The sequence below is a fragment of the Streptomyces sp. NPDC012794 genome, from assembly GCF_042901085.1.
Classification (GTDB): domain Bacteria; phylum Actinomycetota; class Actinomycetes; order Streptomycetales; family Streptomycetaceae; genus Streptomyces.
This window is the reverse complement of sequence record NZ_JBIBCI010000006.1, coordinates 205,698-225,924: the sequence shown is the minus strand read 5'-3', so window position 1 is coordinate 225,924 and position 20,227 is coordinate 205,698. Positions and strand designations below refer to the sequence as shown.

General features: G+C 74.1%; 14 protein-coding genes and 1 pseudogene. 6 read left to right on the top strand and 9 right to left on the bottom strand.

All coding sequences use genetic code 11. From position 1 onward, the window contains the following. Positions 1-28: 28 nt before the first annotated feature. Positions 29-3,973, bottom strand: coding sequence for a Pls/PosA family non-ribosomal peptide synthetase (locus ACFY7H_RS14365; RefSeq protein ID WP_388937832.1), 3,945 nt, complete (start codon positions 3,971-3,973; stop codon positions 29-31). Between the two features lie 478 nt (positions 3,974-4,451). Between ACFY7H_RS14365 and ACFY7H_RS14360 the strand changes: the two genes are divergently transcribed. The 3 genes and pseudogenes from ACFY7H_RS14360 to ACFY7H_RS14350 all read left to right on the top strand — a co-directional run bounded on the left by ACFY7H_RS14360 (position 4,452) and on the right by ACFY7H_RS14350 (position 6,829). Then, positions 4,452-5,033 (top strand): hypothetical protein, encoded by a 582-nt coding sequence (locus ACFY7H_RS14360; RefSeq protein WP_388937831.1) that lies wholly within the window; start codon positions 4,452-4,454, stop codon positions 5,031-5,033. A 77-nt stretch (positions 5,034-5,110) separates the two neighbouring features. Then, positions 5,111-5,970, top strand: a pseudogene (locus ACFY7H_RS14355) (IS5 family transposase). A gap of 169 nt (positions 5,971-6,139) precedes the next feature. After that, positions 6,140-6,829: a hypothetical protein gene (locus tag ACFY7H_RS14350; RefSeq protein WP_388937829.1), complete on the top strand. Its 690-nt coding sequence runs from the start codon at positions 6,140-6,142 to the stop codon at positions 6,827-6,829. A 276-nt stretch (positions 6,830-7,105) separates the two neighbouring features. On the opposite strand, the gene ACFY7H_RS14345 is transcribed toward ACFY7H_RS14350, so the two are convergent. Genes ACFY7H_RS14345 through ACFY7H_RS14335 form a run of 3 tightly spaced genes read right to left on the bottom strand, consistent with a single transcriptional unit; the run spans position 7,106 to position 11,073 of the window. Then, entirely contained in the window at positions 7,106-7,465 is a 360-nt protein-coding gene (locus ACFY7H_RS14345; protein ID WP_388937827.1) for an NTP pyrophosphohydrolase, read from the bottom strand. A 6-nt stretch (positions 7,466-7,471) separates the two neighbouring features. Next, complete coding sequence (locus ACFY7H_RS14340; RefSeq protein WP_388937825.1) at positions 7,472-8,899, bottom strand: esterase/lipase family protein; 1,428 nt, start codon at positions 8,897-8,899, stop codon at positions 7,472-7,474. Between the two features lie 11 nt (positions 8,900-8,910). Then, entirely contained in the window at positions 8,911-11,073 is a 2,163-nt protein-coding gene (locus ACFY7H_RS14335; RefSeq protein ID WP_388937823.1) for a CHAT domain-containing protein, read from the bottom strand. Between the two features lie 244 nt (positions 11,074-11,317). Between ACFY7H_RS14335 and ACFY7H_RS14330 the strand changes: the two genes are divergently transcribed. Both ACFY7H_RS14330 and ACFY7H_RS14325 read left to right on the top strand, forming a co-directional pair. Further along, complete coding sequence (locus ACFY7H_RS14330; RefSeq protein WP_388937821.1) at positions 11,318-13,060, top strand: hypothetical protein; 1,743 nt, start codon at positions 11,318-11,320, stop codon at positions 13,058-13,060. Positions 13,061-13,065: 5 nt separating this feature from the next. Next, positions 13,066-14,046 carry a hypothetical protein gene (locus ACFY7H_RS14325; protein ID WP_388937819.1) on the top strand — a complete coding sequence of 327 codons (981 nt, stop codon included), beginning with the start codon at positions 13,066-13,068 and terminating at the stop codon, positions 14,044-14,046. 6 nt (positions 14,047-14,052) lie between these two features. Here ACFY7H_RS14325 and ACFY7H_RS14320 read toward each other — a convergent pair whose 3' ends face one another. From ACFY7H_RS14320 to ACFY7H_RS14300, 5 genes are read right to left on the bottom strand one after another with little or no spacing between them, the layout of a single operon-like run. Continuing rightward, positions 14,053-14,658 carry a hypothetical protein gene (locus tag ACFY7H_RS14320; RefSeq protein WP_388937817.1) on the bottom strand — a complete coding sequence of 202 codons (606 nt, stop codon included), beginning with the start codon at positions 14,656-14,658 and terminating at the stop codon, positions 14,053-14,055. A 58-nt stretch (positions 14,659-14,716) separates the two neighbouring features. Beyond that, positions 14,717-15,949, bottom strand: coding sequence for an MFS transporter (locus tag ACFY7H_RS14315; protein WP_388937816.1), 1,233 nt, complete (start codon positions 15,947-15,949; stop codon positions 14,717-14,719). Beyond that, complete coding sequence (locus ACFY7H_RS14310) at positions 15,942-17,261, bottom strand: condensation domain-containing protein (protein ID WP_388937814.1); 1,320 nt, start codon at positions 17,259-17,261, stop codon at positions 15,942-15,944. The genes ACFY7H_RS14315 and ACFY7H_RS14310 overlap by 8 nt, the downstream gene beginning before the upstream one ends. Before the next feature lie 12 nt (positions 17,262-17,273). Beyond that, positions 17,274-17,519: a phosphopantetheine-binding protein gene (locus tag ACFY7H_RS14305; protein ID WP_388937813.1), complete on the bottom strand. Its 246-nt coding sequence runs from the start codon at positions 17,517-17,519 to the stop codon at positions 17,274-17,276. Then, positions 17,516-19,417 carry an amino acid adenylation domain-containing protein gene (locus ACFY7H_RS14300; protein WP_388937811.1) on the bottom strand — a complete coding sequence of 634 codons (1,902 nt, stop codon included), beginning with the start codon at positions 19,415-19,417 and terminating at the stop codon, positions 17,516-17,518. Before ACFY7H_RS14300 ends, ACFY7H_RS14305 begins: the two co-directional genes overlap by 4 nt. Positions 19,418-19,476: 59 nt before the next feature. On the opposite strand from ACFY7H_RS14300, the gene ACFY7H_RS14295 reads away from it, so the two are divergent. Then, a complete protein-coding gene (locus tag ACFY7H_RS14295; protein ID WP_388937810.1) occupies positions 19,477-20,226 on the top strand; it encodes an HAD family hydrolase in 750 nt (249 codons plus the stop codon). Position 20,227: the final 1 nt, after the last annotated feature.

Here is a 20,227-nt window from a genome sequence, read left to right as displayed (position 1 = left end):
GCGCTCCCTGCGCCGTGCCCGGGTCCGTTCAGGACCGCCACGCCTCGATCGGATTGCCCAGCCAGCGGGTGTCGGCCGGGACGGACTCCCCGGCCATCACGAGGGAGGCGGGACCCAGGGTGGTGCGTGCCCCGACCGTGCTCCCGGGCAGGACGATTCCGCCGGGGCCCAGGGTGGCGCCCTCGCGGAGGACCACAGTATCCGTCCGCATGATCCGGTCGTGGAAGAGGTGCGTCTGCAACACGCAGCCCCGGTTGACGCTGACCCCGTCGCCGAGGGTCACCAGGTCCGCCTCCGGCAGCCAGTGGCTCTCGCACCACACGCCGCGCCCGATCCGCGCCCCGAGCCCGCGCAGCCACAGGACCAGCAGCGGGGTGCCGGGGACCGCGCCGGCGAACCAGGGCACCGCCAGTACCTCCACGAAGGTGTCGGCCAGTTCGCCCCGCCAGACGAAGCCGCTCCACAGCGGGTGTTGCCCCGCCCGGTGCCGGCCCACCAGCAGCCACTTGGCGGCCACGCTGACGGCGCACGCGGCGGCGCCCGCCACGAGCAGGACCGCTCCGGACAGCAGGGCGGCGCCCGGGACGCCCAGCACGGCCGTCGAGCTCAGCGCGCACAGCGCCGCCAGGGTGAGCACGGCCAGCGCGGCCGAGCAGAGGACGGGCACGAACCGGGCCGTCTCGACCAGGCCGCGCGCCCACAGCAGCCGGGCGGGCGGATCGTAGGTGCGGCCGCGGTCGGCGGCCGCGGCGGACCTCGGCAGTCTGACCGGCGGCAGCCCCAGGTACGAGCTGCCCTTCTTGGCTTTCTTCGGAGTGGCGGACAGGACGCCGACCAGCCCGCCGTCGGGCACGGTACGGCCGGGCGCGGTCATCCCTGAGTTGCCGAGGAAGGCCCGGCGGCCGATCTCGGAGCGCCCGATCCGGATCCAGCCGCCGCCGCGTTCGCAGGGGGCGGTGAGGGTGTCGTCGGCGAGGAACGCGCCGTCGCCGACGGTGGTCAGGCTCGGCAGCGCGAGCACGGTGGACACCTCGGCGCCCCGCCCGACGCGCATGCCGAGCAGCCTCAGCCACACCGGGGTGACCAGGCCGGCGTACAGCGGGAAGAGCGCCGCCCGGGCCAGGTCCATCAACTGGAGGACCGCCCAGGCCTGCCAGCCGACGCGGCTGTGGACGGGGTGGCTGCCGGTGCGCAGCCCGAGGCTGAGCAGGCGTACGGCGGCCAGCAGGAGCAGCGCGTACGCCAGCGCGAAGACGAGCGCCCCGGGCACCGCCGCGAGCAGCGCTCCGCGCAGGGCCCTGCCGGGTCCGGCGCCGGCGGGCACGAACCGGGCGGCCACGAGCAGCGCGGGCAGGGCGGCGACGAGCGGCAGGGCCGTCAGGCAGAAGCCGGTCGCCCCGTACAAGGCCCGCCAGTGGAGCGGGCGCGGCGGGCGCTCCTCGGGCCAGTCGTGCTTCGCCCTGCCGAGCCTGACGGCGGGGGCCCCGCCCCAGCGCTGGCCGGCCGGGACCCGTCCGGTCACGGCGGAACCCGGTGCCACCTCGGCCCGCTTGCCGACCCGGGCTCCGGGGAAGAGGGTGCTGCGGGTGCCGACGACGGCCTCCGCGCCGATCCGGACGGGTCCGATCTCCAGCCGGTCCCCGTCCAGCCAGTGGCCGCACAGGTCCACCTCGGCCTCCACCGCGCAGCCGCGGCCGAGCCGGAGCATGCCGGTGACCGGGGGCAGGGAGTGCAGGTCCACCTCGGGGCCGACGCGGGCGCCGAGCGCCCGGGCGTAGCGCTGGAGCCAGGGGCCGGTGAGGGAGGTGGCGCCGGAGCACTCGGCGAGCCGCTCGGCCGTCCACAGCCGCAGGTGCACGCTTCCACCGCGCGGGTGGCGGCCGGCCCGGACCCCGCGCAGGAGCAGGCGGGCGCCGCCGGCGGCGATGGCGAGGCGGCCCGGCGGGCTGAGCAGCAAGGCCGCGCCCGCGGTGACGTACCACCAGGAGGCGGTCGGCGCCCACGGGTACGGTCCGAGCCGGTGCAGCAGGTTGCCCAGGGCCAGCAGGGCCACCGTCCAGCGCAGGCCGACGAGGGTGAACAGCGGGAGCAGCAGCAGGCACTGGGCTGCCCTGGAGCGCAGCGGGACCGGCGCGACGGTGCGGGCGGCGCCGTCGTCGCGTACGGACCGCTCCAGCCGCCGGGCCAGTTTCCGCAGCGTCGGGTTCTGGTAGACGTCGAGGACGGCCACCGCGGGGTAGCGGGTGCGCAGCCGGGTGGTGAGCTGCGCGGCGGCGAGGCTGTTGCCACCGGAGGCGAAGAAGTCGTCGTCGGCGCCGGTCACGGGCACGCCCAGGGTTTCGCCCCACTGTTCGGCGAGCCAGGCCTCGGTGCCGTGCAGCCGCTCGGCGGGGGCGGGGGTCTCCGCGTCCGGCAGGGGCCAGGGCAGGGCGTCCCGGTCGACCTTGCCGGAGGTGCGGGTGGGCAGCGCGTCGACGGGCGCGAGCAGCGGCACGAGGGCGGCGGGCAGTTCGGCGCGCAGCCGGTCGACCGCATCGGCGCGGTCCCAGCCGTCCTGGGTGACGAGGTAGCCGACGAGCAGCTGGTTGCCGCCGCGCGCGGTGCGTACGGCGGCGGCCGCGCCGGCGACCCCGGGAAGGGCCTGGAGGGCGGCGTCGACCTCGCCGAGTTCGATGCGGCGGCCGCCCAGTTTGACCTGTTCGTCGGCGCGGCCGAGGAAGACCAGGCCTTCCGGTTCGGCGCGTACGAGGTCGCCGCTGCGGTAGGCGCGGGACCAGCCGAGGGATTCGAGGGGGGCGTACTTCTCGGCGTCCTTGGCGGGGTCGAGGTAGCGGGCGAGGCCGACGCCGCCGATGACGAGCTGGCCGCTGCCGCCCATGGGGACGGGCTCGCCGGAGCCGTCGACCACGGCCAGTTCCCAGCCGGCGAGCGGGAGGCCGATCCTGATGGGCTCCTCGCCGGTCAGCGGGCAGGCGCAGGCGACGACGGTGGCCTCGGTGGGGCCGTAGGTGTTCCAGACCTCGCGGCCTTCGGTGACGAGGCGTGCGGCCAGTTCGGGCGGGCAGGCCTCCCCGCCGAAGATCAGGAGCCGGACCTCGTCGAGGGCCGACGGCTCCCAGAGCGCGGCCAGGGTCGGCACGGTGGAGACGACGGTGATCTCCTGTTCCACCAGCCAGGGCCCGAGGTCGGCGCCGCTGCGGACCCGGTGGCGGGGCACGGGGACGAGGCAGGCGCCGTGGCGCCAGGCCAGCCACATCTCCTCGCAGGAGGCGTCGAAGGCGACGGACAGTCCGGCCATGACCCGGTCGCCGGGGCCGATCGGCTCGTCGGCGAGGAACAGGGCGGCCTCGGCGTCCACGAAGGCGGCGGCGCTGCGGTGGGTGACGGCGACGCCCTTGGGCCGGCCGGTGGAGCCGGAGGTGAAGATGATCCACGCGTCGTGTTCGGGTCCGGGCCGGGCGGCGGGCGTGGGGGTGGCGGAGGGGGACGGACGGCCGGTGAGGTCGATGCGCCGGCCGGCGCCCAGGACCGCCCGTACGCCGGCTTCGGCGAAGACCAGGCGGGCCCGCTCTTCGGGGTCCTCGGCGTCGACCGGTACGTAGGCGGCGCCCGCGGCGAGCACGGCGAGGACGGCCACGTACAGCTCGTTGGTCCCGGAGGGGACGCGTACCCCGACCCGGTCGCCGAGCCCCACCCCGGCGGCCGCGAGCGCGCGCCGGCGGCGTTCGACCCGCGCGGCCAGGGCCCGGTAGGTCAGCCGGGAGGTGCCGTCGTCCAGGGCGGGTTCGTCGGGGTGGGCCCGTACGGAGGCCTCGAAGACGTCGAGGAGGGTACGGGGCGGGGCGGCGGGCCCGGCGGAGAACCGGGCGGCCTTCCCGGCTTCACCGGGTGACTCCCCGCCGGGCGCGGGGCCGTCAGGGGCGGCTCCGCAGGGCGTCAGGGTGAGTTCGCCGCGTTCCGGTGTGGCTGCCATGGGCCCTCACGTCTCGCTGCCGGACGCGTCCGGGGCGCCGGCGGAGCCCGGGTCTGCCCGGGTTGTTCCGGTCCGGCGGAGAACGGCCCACCAGCCTAGTGCGCGGCCGTGGATTTTCCCGGGGAAGCCCCCGGGCGTGGCGGGAAGCGGTACCCTGCGTCACCTGCCGGGCGGGACCCTGACGGCAGCCTTGGCCCTGATCGAGACCGCCGCCGGCGTATGCGCAGACGCCGGATCGGTGGCAAGCGCGGAAACTGGCCGAGGATCACCATCGCGTCCTTGACGCTTAGCGCCGCCGGCGTCGCCATCCTGCGGAGTGCTCCGTCCTCGGGGTACATCGGGAAATGATCCGCGACGGCCCACTGCGCATGCTGGATCCTGAGCTGCCGACTGCCCGTACCCTTTTTTCATGCAGGCGACTTTGATGATTTACGACGGCACGGCCGCGCCCGATGCAGACGTGCCACGGACCGGGGGTGTGCCGCTGGCCCCCGCGGGGTTCATCTGGCCGGTGTGCGGCGACTACTGCGGAGGGCCGATGCAGTTCTTCGCGCATTTGCCGGTCGAGTACGGCGTCCTGTCGGTGTTCGTGTGCCAGAACGATCCGGGCGCCTGCGAGCTGTGGGACGCGACCTCCGGGGCGAACCGGGTCCTTCTTTTCCCGGCCGCAGGACTGGTACCGGTGGCCGTACCCGAGAAGGGCGTGACGCTGCTGCCCGCGGTGTCGGCGATCACGACCCGGGTCGTGACGCTCGAACCCAAGGACGATGACAGCGGCGATCTCCCGCGCGACACGTACGACCTCGCCCGTTCAGGGTGGAAGCGGGAGCCGGACGAGCGGTTCGGGAAGCAACGCGAGGTGCTCGGATCGCTCGGCGGCAGTCCCTCCTACCTGGACGACGACCGGTTGCCCAGGTGCCCCTCCTGCTCCGGCCCGACGGAATTCGCGGCACACCTGGAGGAGGGGATCGACCAGAGGACCGCGATGAACCTCGGCGGCCGGTTGGGCTACGTCTTCGTCTGCCGCCCCTGCTCGGAGGGCGCCTTCCTCACCGGCTGAGCACGCCGGTGGCGGCAGGTCCGTCTGCCTAGAAGCGTGTTGCGAAAGTGAATCTTGGACGGGGATGATCACGCTTTGTGGGGCGTGGTGACCTGACGAACAGCCAGTGGGACCGGCTGGAGCCGTTGCTGCCCAAGGGCACCAAGCCGGGCCGTCCGGCGGTGTGGACACGGCGGCATCTGGTTGACGGGCATACGGTGGCGGACCCGGACCGGCGCCCCATGGCGGGACGTGCCCGAGCGGTACGGCCGGTGGGACCGGGTCTACGACCTGTTCAGACGCTGGCAGCGCGATGGCACCTGGGCGCGGATCGTCACCCAGCTCCAGGCCCAGGCGGACGCGGAGAGCCTGATCGCCTGGGGCGTGAACATCGACTCCACCGTCTGCCGGGCCCACCAGCACGCTGCCGGTGCGTCGAAAAATGGGGGTCTGCAGAAGGAGCCGCCCGGCGGCATTGCCGTCGGGCTCGGACGCTCCCGAGGCGGACTGATTACCAAGATCCACCTCGCCGTCGAGCTGGGACAGGAGCCTTTGTCGGTGGTGATCACGGCTGGGCAGCGGGGTGATTCTCCGCAGTTCGAGCCGGTTTGGCGGCAATCCGGGTACCCCGGCTGGGGCGCGGGCGGCCCCGCAGGTGCCCGGGCCGGGTGCGGGCCGAAAAGGCGTACGGCACCCGCCGTAACGGGCTTACCTGCGCAGACGCGGGATCAAGGCGACCATCCCGGGCCCAGCCGACCGAGTCCGCAACCGCCAGAAGCCCGGCTCTCGAGGCGGTCGGCCACTCGGGTTCGACAAGACGGACTACCGCGAGCGGCATGCCGTCGAGTGCGCAATCAATCGCTTCAAGCGCCACCGGGCCGTGGCCACGAGATACGACAAGCTTGCCGTCCGCTACGAGGCAACCGTGCTGGTCGCAGTCCTCAACGAGTGGCTGTGACCGGTGAGCCCGCGCCCGCCGGGTGCCTGGCAGTCGTGTTGGGTCCACACTGCCTTCACGTGATCTCGGTCTTCCCCTGGGCCCAGCAGCCCGCTTACGCTCGGACCGTTTCGGTGCCAAGTGATTTGCTTGCTCCCGGTACAGTGAGGCGGCTTCCATGCCTGGATGGATGGACTTGGCATACACCACGGCCGGCGGTGTCGTCGGCGCCGCGGTGACCAACTACCTCTCCAGGAACCAGGAACGTCGGCAGCAGCGAGCAGCGGTCATGCAACAGCTCCTCCGCGTCGCAGCGGTGCGCGACAGGATATGCGACATCGTGCCGAGCCGGAGGGAGAGTCCGTCGCGGCACTTAGCCGGGGCACGACTGCTCGCCACGGCACGTTTTGGCGTCACGGCGGTCCTGGAGGACGGCCGGAACGCCGAGCACGCCCAGCGGGAAGCGGTCTCAGATCTTGTGGTGGCTGCGCTCTCGGCGGGCATACCCCGCAGGATCTTGGACTTCGCCGGAGGCAGCGAGGAACGTGCCTTGCAATGCGAGGTCATCAGAGTGGTCGATCTCCACCTGGGCGGTGTCCTGGGTGAGTCGCTCGAAGAACTCATGACGCAGTGTGAGGAATATCGGCAGGCGACAGCTCAACACCTGCTCCGGGCGCTGTGGCACCCATGGCAGACGCGGTTGCGGATGCATGCGCGCCTTCGCGTGCTGCGTCAAGACGTCGCCGCGCTCCATCGCAGACAAGAAGTGGCTATATCTCTCCTGGCTCAGCCGGAGCACATCGATGCCCTCACCGAGCGACTCGGTGACCTTTCAGATCAAGACCCACAGCGCGTCAACAATCCGGGACCCCCGGCATAGACAGTGCCGCGCGGCACCGAATCAGATCCGTTGCGCAACGTCATTACAGCACTCGGCCACGTGGAACGTCGCGGTGGCGAACGGATGCGTGGCCGGTGCGGCCTCTGGCCGCGGCGGCGGGGTGGAGGTGCCCGCGAGCACCCCCGGTCGCCCCTGAGTTCCATCGCGAACCGCTTACTTGGAAAGAGACGGTATGTGCCTACCGACCCGAACAGCCCCTGCCACCTCCAGCCCCAGCCCCAGCCCCAGCGGACACAGAAATCGATCAGAAGATCCTCAGGAGGGCCGGACCGTCCGGGGGCCCGCGCACTCGGCCCCGTACGCCTTCACCCGTTCGCGCAGCGCGCGGTCGGCGGTGACCACCACGCAGGGGCGGCCGGCGTGGGCGGCGGCGAGTTCCACGATGCGGTCGTCGCCGCTGCCGGGCGCGGAGTCGACCCGGACGCCGGGCACGGACGCGATGCCGCGGGCCTCACCCTCCACGACGAGGATGACCTCCTCGCCGGTGTCCCGCCGGGCGAGCCGGTCGCGCAGCCGTTCGGCGGCGCCCTTGCGGTCGCGCCACCAGCCGTCGGGCACGGAGCCGACGACGTTCGCCGCGTCGACGATCAGGACGGAGGTGAGGGGTTCGGTCACGTTCCGTCATTCTGCCACGGTCGCCTCCGGAGCCACCACGACGAAGACGTCGGACAGCGGGAAGGTGTCGGCGCCGGCGCTGATCAGCAGGTCGTAGGTGTCGGGGGGCAGTACGCCCAGGTCGAGGCGCCGGCGCTCGCGCGGGACGATGACGGTGAGGTCGACGGCCGGTCGCCCGGTGGTCCGGCTGGTCACCGACAGCCTGGCGGGGACCTCGGGCAGTTCGCTCTCGCCCTGGGCGCTGTGGGCGCCGATCTCGCAGACCACCGGTTCCCCGGCGAGGTAGAGGTCGTCCCCGAGGTGGCTGAACCAGGTGGTCGCGGCGGCGCGCAGGTCGTCGGTGCGGATGTCGTGCAGGGACTGGAGGACGCCCTCGAGGTGGTCGAGCACCGCGCCGTGGTTCTGCAGGCCGCCGTGCTTCTGCGGGACGAAGGTGCGGGCGTCCTCGGTGCCGGAGAGGGCGGCGGAGACGAGGGGCACGGTTCCGTCGCCGCCTTCGTCGTGGTCCTCGCGGGCCATCGGGGTCTCGACCTCCTCGCCGGTGATCCTGGCCGACTGCCGGGTGGGCTGGTCCGCGCCGACGACGGGGTGGTAGACGACCTGGCCGGCCTCCCAGGCGGGGTCCTGCCGGTTGGCGGCGGCCGCGGCCTCCATCTCCTCGTAGAACGCGGTGGATTGGCGGCTCCACTGCGGCTGCCAGCCTGGCAGTCCGGCCTTGGCGGGGGTGGTGGCGGCCCCGTCCCGCCCGTACACGCAGCGGTAGACGGGCACGAGCTGGTGCAGTCCGGTGAAGGAGCGCAGGAGGCGGGTGAGGTCGTGCTCGAAGGGGCCGATCCGTTGGGGGAAGCCGTTGCAGAGGAACTCGACCGCGTTGAGGGAGCCGTAGAAGGGGGTGCCGAAGGTCACGACGGCCCGGGTGTCCTTCCAGCCGCCGAGCGCTTCGACGTAGTAGCGGGAGACGAGGCCGCCCGTGGAGTGCCCGACCAGGACGAGCTGTGCGGCGGAATTGCCGCTGCTCTCGCGCCAGTCGCGCAGCCAGCCGGCGCCGCGCCCGGCGAGCTGCCGGGCGGCGGCCCGGTTGTCGCGCCGCCAGTCGTACGGGAAGGGGAAGTAGTTCCGGCCCCGCTTCAGGTCGAAGCGGTCCAGCAGGAACTCCTCGACGGCGGTGTAGCCGTCGATCTTCCACAGGCCCGGCAGCATGTGCAGGCCGGGTACCAGCCGGTCGGCGACGACGCCGTCGCCGAGGCCGTCCACGCGCCAGTCGTCCTGGCCGTCGCGCAGTTCCAGCTCCTCCAGGGAGCGCCCCAGGAGCGCCAGGGCGCCCGGCACCGCCGAGGACGAGGGCGCCCACAGGTCCGTCCCGTTCCGCGTCAGTACGCTGCCGGCGATGCCGGGGATCAGTACGACGACGTCGGGCATCGGGATCCTGGCCATGAGCCGGCCTCCTAGGAGGCGGTGCCCCCGCCGTCCCCCTGGCGGTCAGAGGGGTTCCCGGACGTGAGGAAGGGTTCGGACGCGTCCCCGTAGTGCTGGTAGGCGGCCCACGAGCTCCACCGCTGCCGGTCGGCGCCGCCCTCCTGCTCCTCCCGGGCACGCTGCTCGTAGAGCTTCTTGCGCGCCGCCCGGACGGCCGCGCCCACCGTCGGTTCGGATTCGCCGGGACCGCGTGCGAACAGGTGGGAGTAGAACTCCTCGGCGAAGGTGACCGCCTGGTCGTCGGGGATCCGCCAGGCCGCCCCGATGTAGTGGCCGACCCCGATGCGCAGGAACTCGTCGGCGAGGCTCGGTACGAGGGCTGCCTGCGGGTTCCCCCACGGGCTCCGGCCGGCCGCGTCGGGCGCTCCGGCGTGGGTGCCGGCCGGGCCGGCGGACCCGAGGCGGGCCGTGTAGCAGGCGTTGGCCACGACGATCTGCGGGGGCCGTTCGAGCAGGGCCAGTTCCTGCTCGGTCAGCAGGCCGTCGGCGAAGACCCAGCCGGAGCGCCGTCCGGTGCCGGAGACGTCGAAGGCGCTGTGGCCGCAGTAGTGGACGATGTCGTGGCGCCCGCACAGCAGGGCCCGCAGGACGTCGAGCCGGCGGGCGGGTTCCACTCCCGGCTGGCGGGTGGAGTTCGCCGCGCCGACGAAGAGGCTGACCTGGACGCCCAGGGCCGAGAGCCGGGCGGCGACCGCGAGGGCCTCGCTGCGGGCGCCCGGCAGCTGGAGGCCCGTCTCGGGATCTCCCGGGTCGCCGATCACCAGTGCGCGCAGTGGTCCGTCCGCCGTTCCTTCCGTCAGCACGCGCGAGTAGGTGGTGCGCAGTTGGCGGGAGAGCTGGGTGCGGATGGCGAGGGGGTCGCGCCGCTCGACGCCGGCCTGCTGGACTTCCGTCAGGAACTCCCAGGGGACGGAGGCCGTGTCGCGGTCCAGTTCCAGCAGCACGGTGGCGTCGTCGGTGAGCAGCCGCTGGAAGTCGGTGGGGACGACGAAGCGGGAGAGCAGGCCGGGCAGTCCGCGCGCGTCCTCGACGGTGGGTTCCGTCAGCCGGCCCACGAGCTCGCGCAGCAGGTCGGTGTCCACCGGGACGAGGCGTTCGGGTACGGTGGCGCGCCCGGTCAGGGCCGCCCAGCGCAGGCCGCCGGTGCCGGACTGGACGGACATCCGCACGGGTACGGAGCCGTCCTGGAGCGCGGTGGGGCCGCGGACCGTCAGCGAGAGGTCGGTGCGGGCCACCTCGGCGAGGCGGGCCAGCTGCTCGCGGACCTTGTCGCGGATGCCGGGTTCGAATCCGGCCAGGACGGCGCTCAGGGCCTGCTCGGCGACGGGGGGATCCGGGCCGCCGGGGGCGGCGGCGTCCGCCGGGCGGGCGAGTCCGGACAGCGCGGTCAGCGCGTACACGGCGGCGGAGGGGACGAACAGCAGGCCGCCCCTCTCCTCTCGGAGTTCCTGCCGGATCCGTACCTGCGGCTGGTTCGCGGCGGCGCCGGTCAGTGCGAGCAGCAGTTGTTCGGCGCGCAGCCGGTCGACCTCCACGACCAGGACCTCGGTGAGCCGGGGTGGCGGCGTCGGCGGGCCCATGGAGGCCAGGGCGGCGGCGAAGCCCCGGACGAGGGCGCGGCCCGCCTGGCCGACGCTGAGGTTCCCGGTGCCGGCGCCGATGAGGACGGTCGCCATCGTCGTGACGTGGCCGACGGCGGCGGCCTCGCCCAGCAGGGAGGCGTACAGCTGGACGGCGCGGGGTTCGGTGAGGGTGCCCATCGGCCCCATGCCGACGACCGCGGCCGACCGTACCGGGCCCGTCCCGCACGGGAAATAGGTGACCTGCCCGAGCTGGGCGTCGATCCAGCCGAGCCGGGTGTGCTCGGTGATCAGCGGTCGGGGGCCGCCCGATATGGCGCGGTCCAGTGCGAGTTCCGCCGCGTCGGGGACCACGGACCGGTAGTGCCCGGTGACGTGCAGATCGGCGGGGACCTCGACGAGGTCGCCCCAGACCACGGTGACGGTGACGGCTGGACCGTCGGGGCGGGGCGGCGGGACCGGAGCCGGGTCGGGGTAGCGGGCGGGCCGGGGGTTGGAGGGCGTCGGTACGCCTTCCAGCAGGTCAGCGATGCGAGCGGCGGGGGTGCTCACCACGCTCCTCCTTCGGGTCGCCCGAGCTTGCGTAGCGGGTGCGCCGCACCTGTCCCCCCAACCGGATTATCCCACCGTTTCCCCGCCGGCCCCGCTCGGGCGGTACCGCCGGACCGCTCGCCCGAACGTGGGGGATGCGCGGGCCGCGGGGCGCGCCACCCGCGGACGCGGGCCCGATGCCCCGAGGGTGGGGGCGGCCCCGTGCGCGCCGCGCGCCGCGACCGTGTTCCGAAGGGAGGCCGCCGTGGACGGCCCCGGGCCGCAGGACGCCCCCGACGAGAACCCCGCCGACCGGCCGCCACGTCCCCCCGGGCCCACGGACGGCGGTTCCAATCCGCCGTGGGGGCTGGCCCTGCTGGCCCTCGCGACCACCCTCCTCTCGGCGCTGATGGGCCCGCTGCTCCAGTTGCTCGGCATCCACTCCAGCCCCGTGGCCTCCGGGCTCGTGCTGTTCGCGGTGCTGGTCGGGGGGATCGTCGCCGTTAGGAAGGCCTTCAAGGAACGGCCCGCGATGTCCCGCCGGGCCCGCCGGCTCTCCGTCGCGGGCCTGGCCGTCTTCCTGCTCGCCTGCACCGCTCTGGTGGTCGTCTTCCGGCCGCGCCCGCCGCCTGCGGACCTGGCCCGGCTGCCGGGGACGCAGGGCGTGGCCGTGGTCGGCTTCGCGGGCGTCGGTCCGGGCCACGACCAGCGGGTCCTGGACGACGTGTCGGAGGCCTTCACCGCGACGCTGCTGGAGGGCCGGCTGCCGGAGGGCGGCACGGCGCGGGACTACGCCCGGATCACCTCGCCTCCGCTGGAGGTGCTCGCCGGAACCGGCCGGGACCGCCGGAAGCTGGACGACTGGACGGCCGGCTTCGTCGACGAGACCAACGCCGGGATCGTCGTCGGCGGCCTGGTGAGCGCCGACGCCGCCGGGCAGATCGGACTGCGGCCGGCCGTGTACGTACGGGCCGCGCAGGTGCTCGACGCGCCCGAGCTCGCCGGGTGGTACCTGAGCGGCCCGATCCGGCTCGACCAGGACTGGAACTCCGACACCGGCCGCAGGCACGTGATCGCCGAGCTGGCCCGCCGTACGCGCGGGCTGGCGGGCTTCACGCATGCCCTCGACCTCTGGCGGGCGGGCCGGGTCGCCGACGCCAGGCGGGAACTGGACCGGCTGCTGGCACCGGCCGCGGACGGTACCCGCGACGACGGGTCCGAGTTCGTCACGGCCGACCTGGTGCGCCTGTTCCGCGGACACGCCCTGGAGCAGATCGCCGTCGGCCTCCCGGCCGCCGGGCGGGCACCGTACTTCGAGGCGGCCCGCGCCGACTACCGGGCCATCGCCCCGGACGGGCCGATCGCCCTGCGCGCCCGCCTCAGCCTGGCGGGTGCGCGGTACCAGCTGGCGCTCGGGCCGAAGCCCGGCTGCCTCCCCGGAACGGTGGACGCCGAGGCGCTGGCCGCCGCCTCCGCCGAGCTGCGCGCCCTCGCGGCGGACGACGCCTTCACCGAGACCGGGCGGCTGCGGGCGTCGGTGAACCTGGCCCAGGTGGAGCTGTGCCGGGTGACGGCGCGGCTCGTCCGGGACGACGGGACGATCGAGCGGGCCGTGACGCGCGTCCGCTCCGCCCAGGGGGGCGGCGCGGCGGTCGAGGAGCTGCGGGTGCTGGCCACTTCCATCGCGGCAGTGCACGCCTACGGGCGGGGGGACCTGGCGGGGGCGGTGGCCACCATGAAGGAGGCGGTCGCCAAGGAGCGCGGCTTCGCCCGGCGCGGCCTGTGGCAGGCGCTCGCGGCCGGCTGGGAATTCCGGGGCGGGGACCTGGCGGCGGGCTGCGCGGACCTGCGGGAGGCGCTCGGCCAGCTCCGCGACGCCCGCGCCAAGGGGGAGATCACCGCTCAGCGGTACGAGGAGATCGAGGACGCGCTCCGGCAACAGGCCACGGCCGCGAAGGCCCCCTGCGCGGGGGCTCCGCAGGACGTCCCCCCGTCGAAAGGACCCTGATACACGTGAGGCCACGCACCCTGCTCCCCGGCATCGTCATGCTGGGCTGGCTCGTCACCGGCTGCGGCTCGGACTCGACCTCCGGCACCTCGGGCGGTGCCACCGACGTGCCCGTTCCGCCCGTCACCACCAGCCGCGCCGCCGACGCCACCTCGGTCGCGCCGACCGTACCGCCGACCGTCCCGTCGTCCGCGTCACCCTCCGCGTCACCGTCCGTGACCGCCGACCCGGCCACGGACGTGCTGCTGGCGCAGCAGATCACGCTCCTCGCGGCCGGTGACGGGGCCGTCCCGGACTGCGCCGCCGACCTGGGGCGGATCCCGGGGGCCGGCGAGGTTCCCGCGGTGTGGATCGGGAACATCCGCGGCCGGGACCGGGTGCTGACCCCGGACGAGGTGGCGCTGTGCCTGAACGGATTCGCGCCCGGTGAGCCCGTCGAGGTCACCGTCACGGCCGGTGGCAAGCAGTACACGACCACGGCACGGCCCGCCTCTTCCGGGCTGACCTCCAGCACGCTCGAACCGTCCGACTCGCTCTTCGCCCATCGCGAGCTCACGGTGCACGAACTGGGCAACGGCGTCCTGCAGAGCGAGAAGTGGTGGTTCGTGCCGCCCGACACGGCGCGCGAGGACCTCGCCGCCGCGGGCGAGCTCACGATCCGGGCGACCCAGGGCGCGCTGTCCGCCCGGCACAGCCACCCGGTCGAACTCCCCGACAGGCCGGACCGCATGCGCGTGGACGAGGGCAGCCACCGCATCCTCGTCCACGGCTTCGAGCCCGGCACGCGACTGCCCGTGGGCCTGTACGCGGCCGACGCCTCCTCCAACAGCGCCTCGCTGGTCCGCCAGATCGGCACGGTGGTGATGCCCCGGTCGAGGACGGCCGTGTTCACCGTCCCCGCCGCCGTGGTGGAGGAGACGCGCGGCAAGGGGGTGTACTGCGTCACCGTGCCGATGGAGGCGCAGTACAACTGCCCCGCACCGTGAAGAGGTTCAGCGGTAGCGGGCGGAGGCGGCGGCGAAGGGCATGGCGTGCGCCGGTACCGTGGCGAGGAGGGCGACCCAGGAGCCGTCGGTGAACTCGATGTCCATACGGCCGAACTGCGCGGCGCCGCCCGGGTTGGCACGTACGGCGGCCACGGCCGAACGGGGCACTTCCCAGTACTGCTTCATCACCGGCGTCGTGTGCCACAGCGGCGACACGTCGCCGAGGGCGAACCACCGCCGGTCGGTGAGGGCCAGTACGCAGGCGAGCGGACCGCGTACGTTGGCCCGGCTGATGACGAAGTCTCCGGCGGAGCTCTGCCAGCCGCCCTCCATGCCCTTGGCGTCCGTTGCGTCGGACGTCCGGCCGCTGGGGTCCGCCGCGCCGGCCGGCCTCGGCCGCCGCGGATCCAGCGCCCGGGGCTTGGCCAGGTGCCGCAGCGGGCGGGACAGCCTCGCCTCGATCCGCTGCTGGAGGCCGGCCGGCTCCGGGGGCGCGAGCATCGACTCGGGAGGGGTGGGGACCCCTGGCCCGAGGTCGTGGGAGCAGACGGCTATGAGGTGCTCCCCCGGCTGGAGGAACTCCCGGGCCTGTTGGCGCCTCTCCTCGTTCAACGGGTGCGCTCCTGTCCTTCTTCGGGTGGTCATGTCCGGTGATGGGCATTCTCTCCCATCATCCGGCTTTCATGATCACCGGGGCGGATGTACGCCCCGCCCTGCCGACCAGTCCCGCCGCCGTGGCGATCCAGGCCAGCGCCTGCACGACGCCGGCGGTGGCGAACAGGGCGGCGGGCGCGAACTCGGCCGCCACCCAGCCGCCCAGCAGCGCGGCCGGCAGGATCGCCGCGAAGGAGACGGCGCGGTTCACGGCGACCACCCGGCCCATGAACTCGGCGTCGATGACCCTCTGCCGGTACGTGAACCAGCCGACCACGATCAGAGAGGTCGCCGCACCCGCCACGGCCCAGGCCGGGGCGAGGAGCCGGACGTCCGCGGTGACGGCGGGGGCCAGCAGGGCCACGGCGAGCGCGCCCATCCCGGCGGACAGCAGCCGGCCCTCGCTGAAGCGTTTCAGCAGCCGGGGCACGAAGGCGGCGCCCGCCACCGCGCCCGCGCCCTGGGCGGCGACGACCAGCCCGAGGACGAAGCTCGACTGGCCGGTGGCGTCCGTGACCACGTACACGAGGTTCGCCTCGACGGCGTGCACCGCGAAGTTGGTCAGGGTCAGCAGGATGGTGCCCTGCCGGAGCACGGGTTCGGCGAACAGGAGCCGGAATCCCGTGAGCAGGTCGGGGCCCATCCCGCGCACCGCCTCGCGCAGCGGGGTCCTCGCGGCGGTCGCCGGGGAGGCGGCGGTGAGGAAGACGAGGAGGGCCGACAGGGCGAACGAGACGGCGTTGACGCCACTGGCCGCGGCCGGTCCGAGGAAGGCGACGACGCTGATGCCCGCGATCGGCCCGAGCATGTTGAGCAGGCTCTCCGACCCCTGGACCCACGCGTTCATCACCGCGCGCCGCTCCTGCGGGACCCGTTCCATCAGGAAGCCCTGGAAGGCGGGGAAGTACAGCGGGCGCATGCAGGCCAGCACGAACGCGGCGACGTACACCACGGACACGGGCGGGCTGTCCAGCAGGCACAGCAGGCCGATCCCGCCGACCACCACGGCCGAGCACAGGTCGCAGCCGGTCATCAGGCGGCGCCGGTCCGCCCGGTCGGCGACCACTCCGCTGAACAGCCCGACCAGGACGTACGGGACGAACTCCAGCGCGTAGGTGAACGCGGCCAGGAAGGCCGAACCGGTCAGCTGGAGCACCAGCAGCGGCAGCGCGAAGCGGAACACCCAGTCCCCGCAGGTGGAGACGATGAACGCGGCGCGCAGCAGGCCCTCGTCGCGGCGGTCAGTCACGGTCGCCGTCCAGCGGCAGCAGCGGTTCGCGGACGACGGTCTCCAGGAGGGCGACCAGGCGGTCCAGCAGGCCGGTGACGAAGGCCTCGGGCAGCCGGTCGGCCTGGTAGTACGCGGCCAGCGTCAGCTCGTCGCCCCCCGCTTCACCGACGAGCATCAGCTCGCTGCGCGGGCGGAAGCCCTCGTCCGACAGGGGGAAGGGGGTGGTGGTGGCGGGTGTCAGGTCGAGGCCGCCGCCGTGGAGCTGGGAGTAGAGCATGTTGAGGACGACGCCGATGGGGACGTCCGGGTCGGCGTACTCCTGCGGGTTGAGGGCCTTCACCAGTTCGGCGAAGGGGACGGCGGCGTTCTCCTGGGCGTCGAGGCTGTCGGAGCGCACGCGGCGGAGGGCCGCCCGGAAGGTGCCGGCGCCGGACAGGTCGCTGCGTACGACGAGGAGTTCGGCGAGCGGGGCCACCAGGTTCTCGCGGCCCTCCGTCTCCCGGTTGTAGACGTTGACCGCCACGGCCTGGTCGTCCTTGCCGGTGTGCTCGCGCAGGGCGACGTTGAGGGCGCACAGCACCAGCATGAAGAGGGTGACCCGCTCCCTGGCGGCGAACCCCCGGACCTCGGCGACGAGTTCCGGGGACAGCCGGCGGACCTGGTAGCCGCCTTCCGGCGTGGCGCCGGGCTCCCGCTTGGGAACGTCCAGGCGGGGTATCGCGCCGGTGCCGGCCAGGCGCTCGCGCCAGAAGGACATCATGCGCTCGCCGTCGGGGCCCGCCAGCAGGCGGCTCTGTTCGCGTACGTGGTCCCGGTAGGCGTAGGCGACCTCCGGCAGCCGCGCCTCGCGGCCGGCCGCCGGCTCCCGGTAGAGGGCGGAGAGTTCGTCGGTGAGCACGCCGCGTGCCCAGCCGTCGACGACGAGGTGGTCGAAGACTAGGACGACGAAGTGGTCCTCGTCCCCGACCCGCACCACACTGACCCTCAGCCGCTCCTCGCGTTCGGCCGGGAGCGGGCGGTCCGCCTCGGTCCGCACCAGGGCGACCGCCGCGGCCTCGTCGCCGTGGGCGTCGTGCACCTCGGCGCGCAGGGTGACGGCCGGGTGCACGGTCTGCCGCCGGGGGCCGTCGAACCGGGTGCGCAGGGCCTCGTGGCGCTGCGCCAGCCGGGCCAGGGCATGGTCCAGCAGGGGCAGCTCCAGCGGCCCGCGGACCCGGTAGGCCTGGGAGATCGTACGGACCGAGGGGACGCCGAGGGCGCGGCCGCGCTCGTCCATCAGCAGCCGGCCCTCCTGGTAGCTCAGGGTCGGCAGGGACAGTGGTGCGGACATGTGCGTGTGCTCCTAGGCGGTGGGGAGGCCGGTGGCGGCGCGCTCGGCGACCAGGTCGGCGAACTCGCCGAACTCGGGGTACTCGAGGACCTCGCGCATGGTGACCCGGACACCGAGGGCCGCCTCCAGCCGGGCCACCATCTGGGTGGCGAGCAGGGAATGGCCGCCGAGGAGGAAGAAGTCGGACTCCTCGTCGATGGCGGTGCCGAGGACCTCGGACCAGATCCGCTCCACGGTCTCCCGTACGGGGGTGTTCATCGGGACTCGCTCTCTCCGGCGCGCAGCCGGTTCCTGTCGATCTTTCCGTTGGCGGTCAACGGAAGCCTGTCGATGACGATGTAGCGGGCGGGCACCAGGTAGGCCGGCAGGGCGGCGCGCAGCCCCGCCCGGACGGCCTTGGCCAGTTTCCGGTCGTCGCCCTCGATGTACGCGGCGAGCCGTTTGCCGCCGAGGGGGTCGCTCTCCACGAGGACGCAGGCGCCCCGTACGCCGGGCTGGGCGAGGACGGCCTGTTCGATCTCGCCGGGTTCGATCCGGTGGCCGTTGATCTTGGCCTGGCCGTCCTCTCGGCCGAGGAACTCCAGGGTTCCGTCCGGCCGGAAGCGGGCGAGGTCTCCGGTGCGGTAGCAGCGGATGCCGCGCAGCCGTCCGGACGCGGGTACGGGGAAGCGCTCGGAGGTCTGTTCCGGGAGGTTCAGGTAGCCGGCCGCCAGGCCGTCCCCGGCCGCCCACAGCTCGCCCGGCGCGCCCGGGGGGACGGGGTGGCCGGAGCGGTCGACCACGTACACCCGGGTACCGCGGACGGGGGTGCCGATGGGGACGGTGGCCGCTCCCGGCGCCGGGGGTTCCCTCAGCGGGTGGCAGCAGGTGAAGGTGGTGTTCTCGGTGGGGCCGTACCCGTTGACCACGGTGAGGCCGGGGTGGCGGGACAGTACGGTGGCGACGTGGTGCGGGGAGACGACGTCGCCGCCGGTGAACAGCCTCCGTACGCCCGCGAAGGCGTCGGGGCGGTGCTCGGCCAGCTGGTGGAACAGTCCGGCGGTGAGCCAGAGCGCGCTGACCGACCGTGCGGTGATCAGGTCGGCCAGCTCGGTCAGGGTCAGCGGGCCGGGCGGGGCGACCTCCAGGCGGGCGCCCCGGGCCAGGGTGCACCACACCTCCAGCAGCGCCGCGTCGAAGGTGGCGGGCGCCAGGTGCAGGACCGTGTCGCCGGGGCCGAAGTCGATCCGTTCGTCGCGGGTGAGGCGGGCGATGCCCCGGTGGGTGAGGCGGACGCCCTTGGGCTGCCCGGTCGACCCGGAGGTGTACATCACCGTGGCCACCTCGGGGGCCGGTGCGTCCGGTGTTTCCGTGCGGGGGGCGATGCCGAGCACGCTGAGGGTGGCCCCCGGCAGCGCGGCGGCTCCGGGCTCGGGGGGCCCGGCCGTCAGGGTGAGGGCCACGGCCGGGCCCTCCAGCATCAGGCGCAGCCGGGGCGCGGGGTAGTGCGGGTCGAGCGGCACGGCGGTGGCCCCGGCCATCGCCACGGCGACGGTCGCCGCCACGGATTCCGCGCTCCGCTCGAACAGCAGCCCCACGGCGTCCCCGGCGCCGATGCCGCGGTCCCGCAGCGCGCGGGCGATGCCGTTGGCGTACTCCAGGAGCTCGCGGTAGGTCAGGGAGCCGCCGTCGCAGGACACCGCGACGGCGTCCGGCCGGCGGGACGCCCAGGCGGCGAACATCCGGTGCACCGGCTCTTCGACGGGCCCGGTGTCCTCGCCGGACCAGGCCGAGAGCTGCTTCCAGTGGGTCTCGTCCGTCAGGTCGAGCTCGCCGAGCGGACGGCCCGGTTCGGCCAGCGCCGCGGCGACGAAGGGGCCCGCCGCGTCGGCGATCGCGACGGCGATGTCGTCCGGCACGCCGGCGAGGGGGAACTCGGCGGCACCGTCGGGCCGTCGCAGGGCGGACGGTCCGTCGGCCGCCGCGCCCGCGGCCGGCCCGGCGGCGAGGGTCTCGCTGTCGGACCGGCACAGCCGCGCCACCAGCGCCGCGCACGCCGTGCCGAGCACCCGCTCGGCCGTGGTGCCCGCCGCCCGCGCGAGCGCTTCGGCCGCCGCGACGGCTTCCGCTTCCAGCCGGATCACCCGGGCGGTGTGCCCGGTCACGTTCGACGGCATGTCCAGCCCCTTCCCCTACGATCTTGAAAAGTCCGTTCAGCCGACCGAGGGAGCAGGACATGACCACCCTGATCGTCTTCGACATCGACGGCACGCTGCTGCGCAGCGTCGCCCCCCATCAGGCCGCCTTCCACGCGGCGCTGGAGGACTGCGGGCTCACCGACATCGACTCGGCGTGGGGCGGCTACGCCCACCACACCGACTCGTGGATCTTCCGCGAGGTCTTCCGCCACAACACCGGCCGCCTCCCCGGCGAGGCCGAGGTCCAGCGGTTCGCCGGCCTGCTGAACGAGCGCTTCCTGGCCGTGACCGCCCGCGAGGGCGTCGAGGAGATACCGGGCGCCGCCGCCTTCCTGCGGGCGCTGGAGGCCGACGGCGCGTACGCGGTGGCCTTCGCCACGGGCGGCCTGCGGGAGGTGACCGCGGCCAAGCTGGCGCCGCTGGGCGGCGGGGCCGGCGGCCCGGTGTCCACCGCGAGCGAGCACACCTTCCGCGAGCACGTGGTGCGCGAGGCCGTCCACCAGGCCGTCGAGCGCAACGGCGGCGGCTTCGAGCGGGTGGTGTGCGTGGGCGACGGCCCCTGGGACGTACGGGCCGCCGTGGCGACGGGCAGCGAGTTCATCGGCATCGGCGCGGCCACGGCCCCGTTCGGCGACTGGTTCCCGCGCACCCACCTGTTCGCCTCCTTCGACCAGGTCGACCCGGCCGGCGACTTCACGCTGGTTCCGCCGGCCGGACGGGTCGCCCCCGAGCCGGACCCGGACAAGGTGTTCACCGCCCGCCCGGTGGCCTGCCCCTGCTGGAACTGAC

Excerpts from the sequence above, each read along its gene's own strand:
- ACFY7H_RS14365 (WP_388937832.1), bottom strand. The coding sequence starts at position 3,973 with ATGGCAGCCACACCGGAACGCGGCGAACTCACCCTGACGCCCTGCGGA.
- ACFY7H_RS14350 (WP_388937829.1), top strand. The coding sequence starts at position 6,140 with ATGGACTTGGCATACACCACGGCCGGCGGTGTCGTCGGCGCCGCGGTG.
- ACFY7H_RS14340 (WP_388937825.1), bottom strand. The coding sequence starts at position 8,899 with ATGGCCAGGATCCCGATGCCCGACGTCGTCGTACTGATCCCCGGCATC.
- ACFY7H_RS14310 (WP_388937814.1), bottom strand. The coding sequence starts at position 17,261 with ATGTCCGCACCACTGTCCCTGCCGACCCTGAGCTACCAGGAGGGCCGG.
- ACFY7H_RS14305 (WP_388937813.1), bottom strand. The coding sequence starts at position 17,519 with ATGAACACCCCCGTACGGGAGACCGTGGAGCGGATCTGGTCCGAGGTC.
- ACFY7H_RS14300 (WP_388937811.1), bottom strand. The coding sequence starts at position 19,417 with ATGCCGTCGAACGTGACCGGGCACACCGCCCGGGTGATCCGGCTGGAA.
- ACFY7H_RS14295 (WP_388937810.1), top strand. The coding sequence starts at position 19,477 with ATGACCACCCTGATCGTCTTCGACATCGACGGCACGCTGCTGCGCAGC.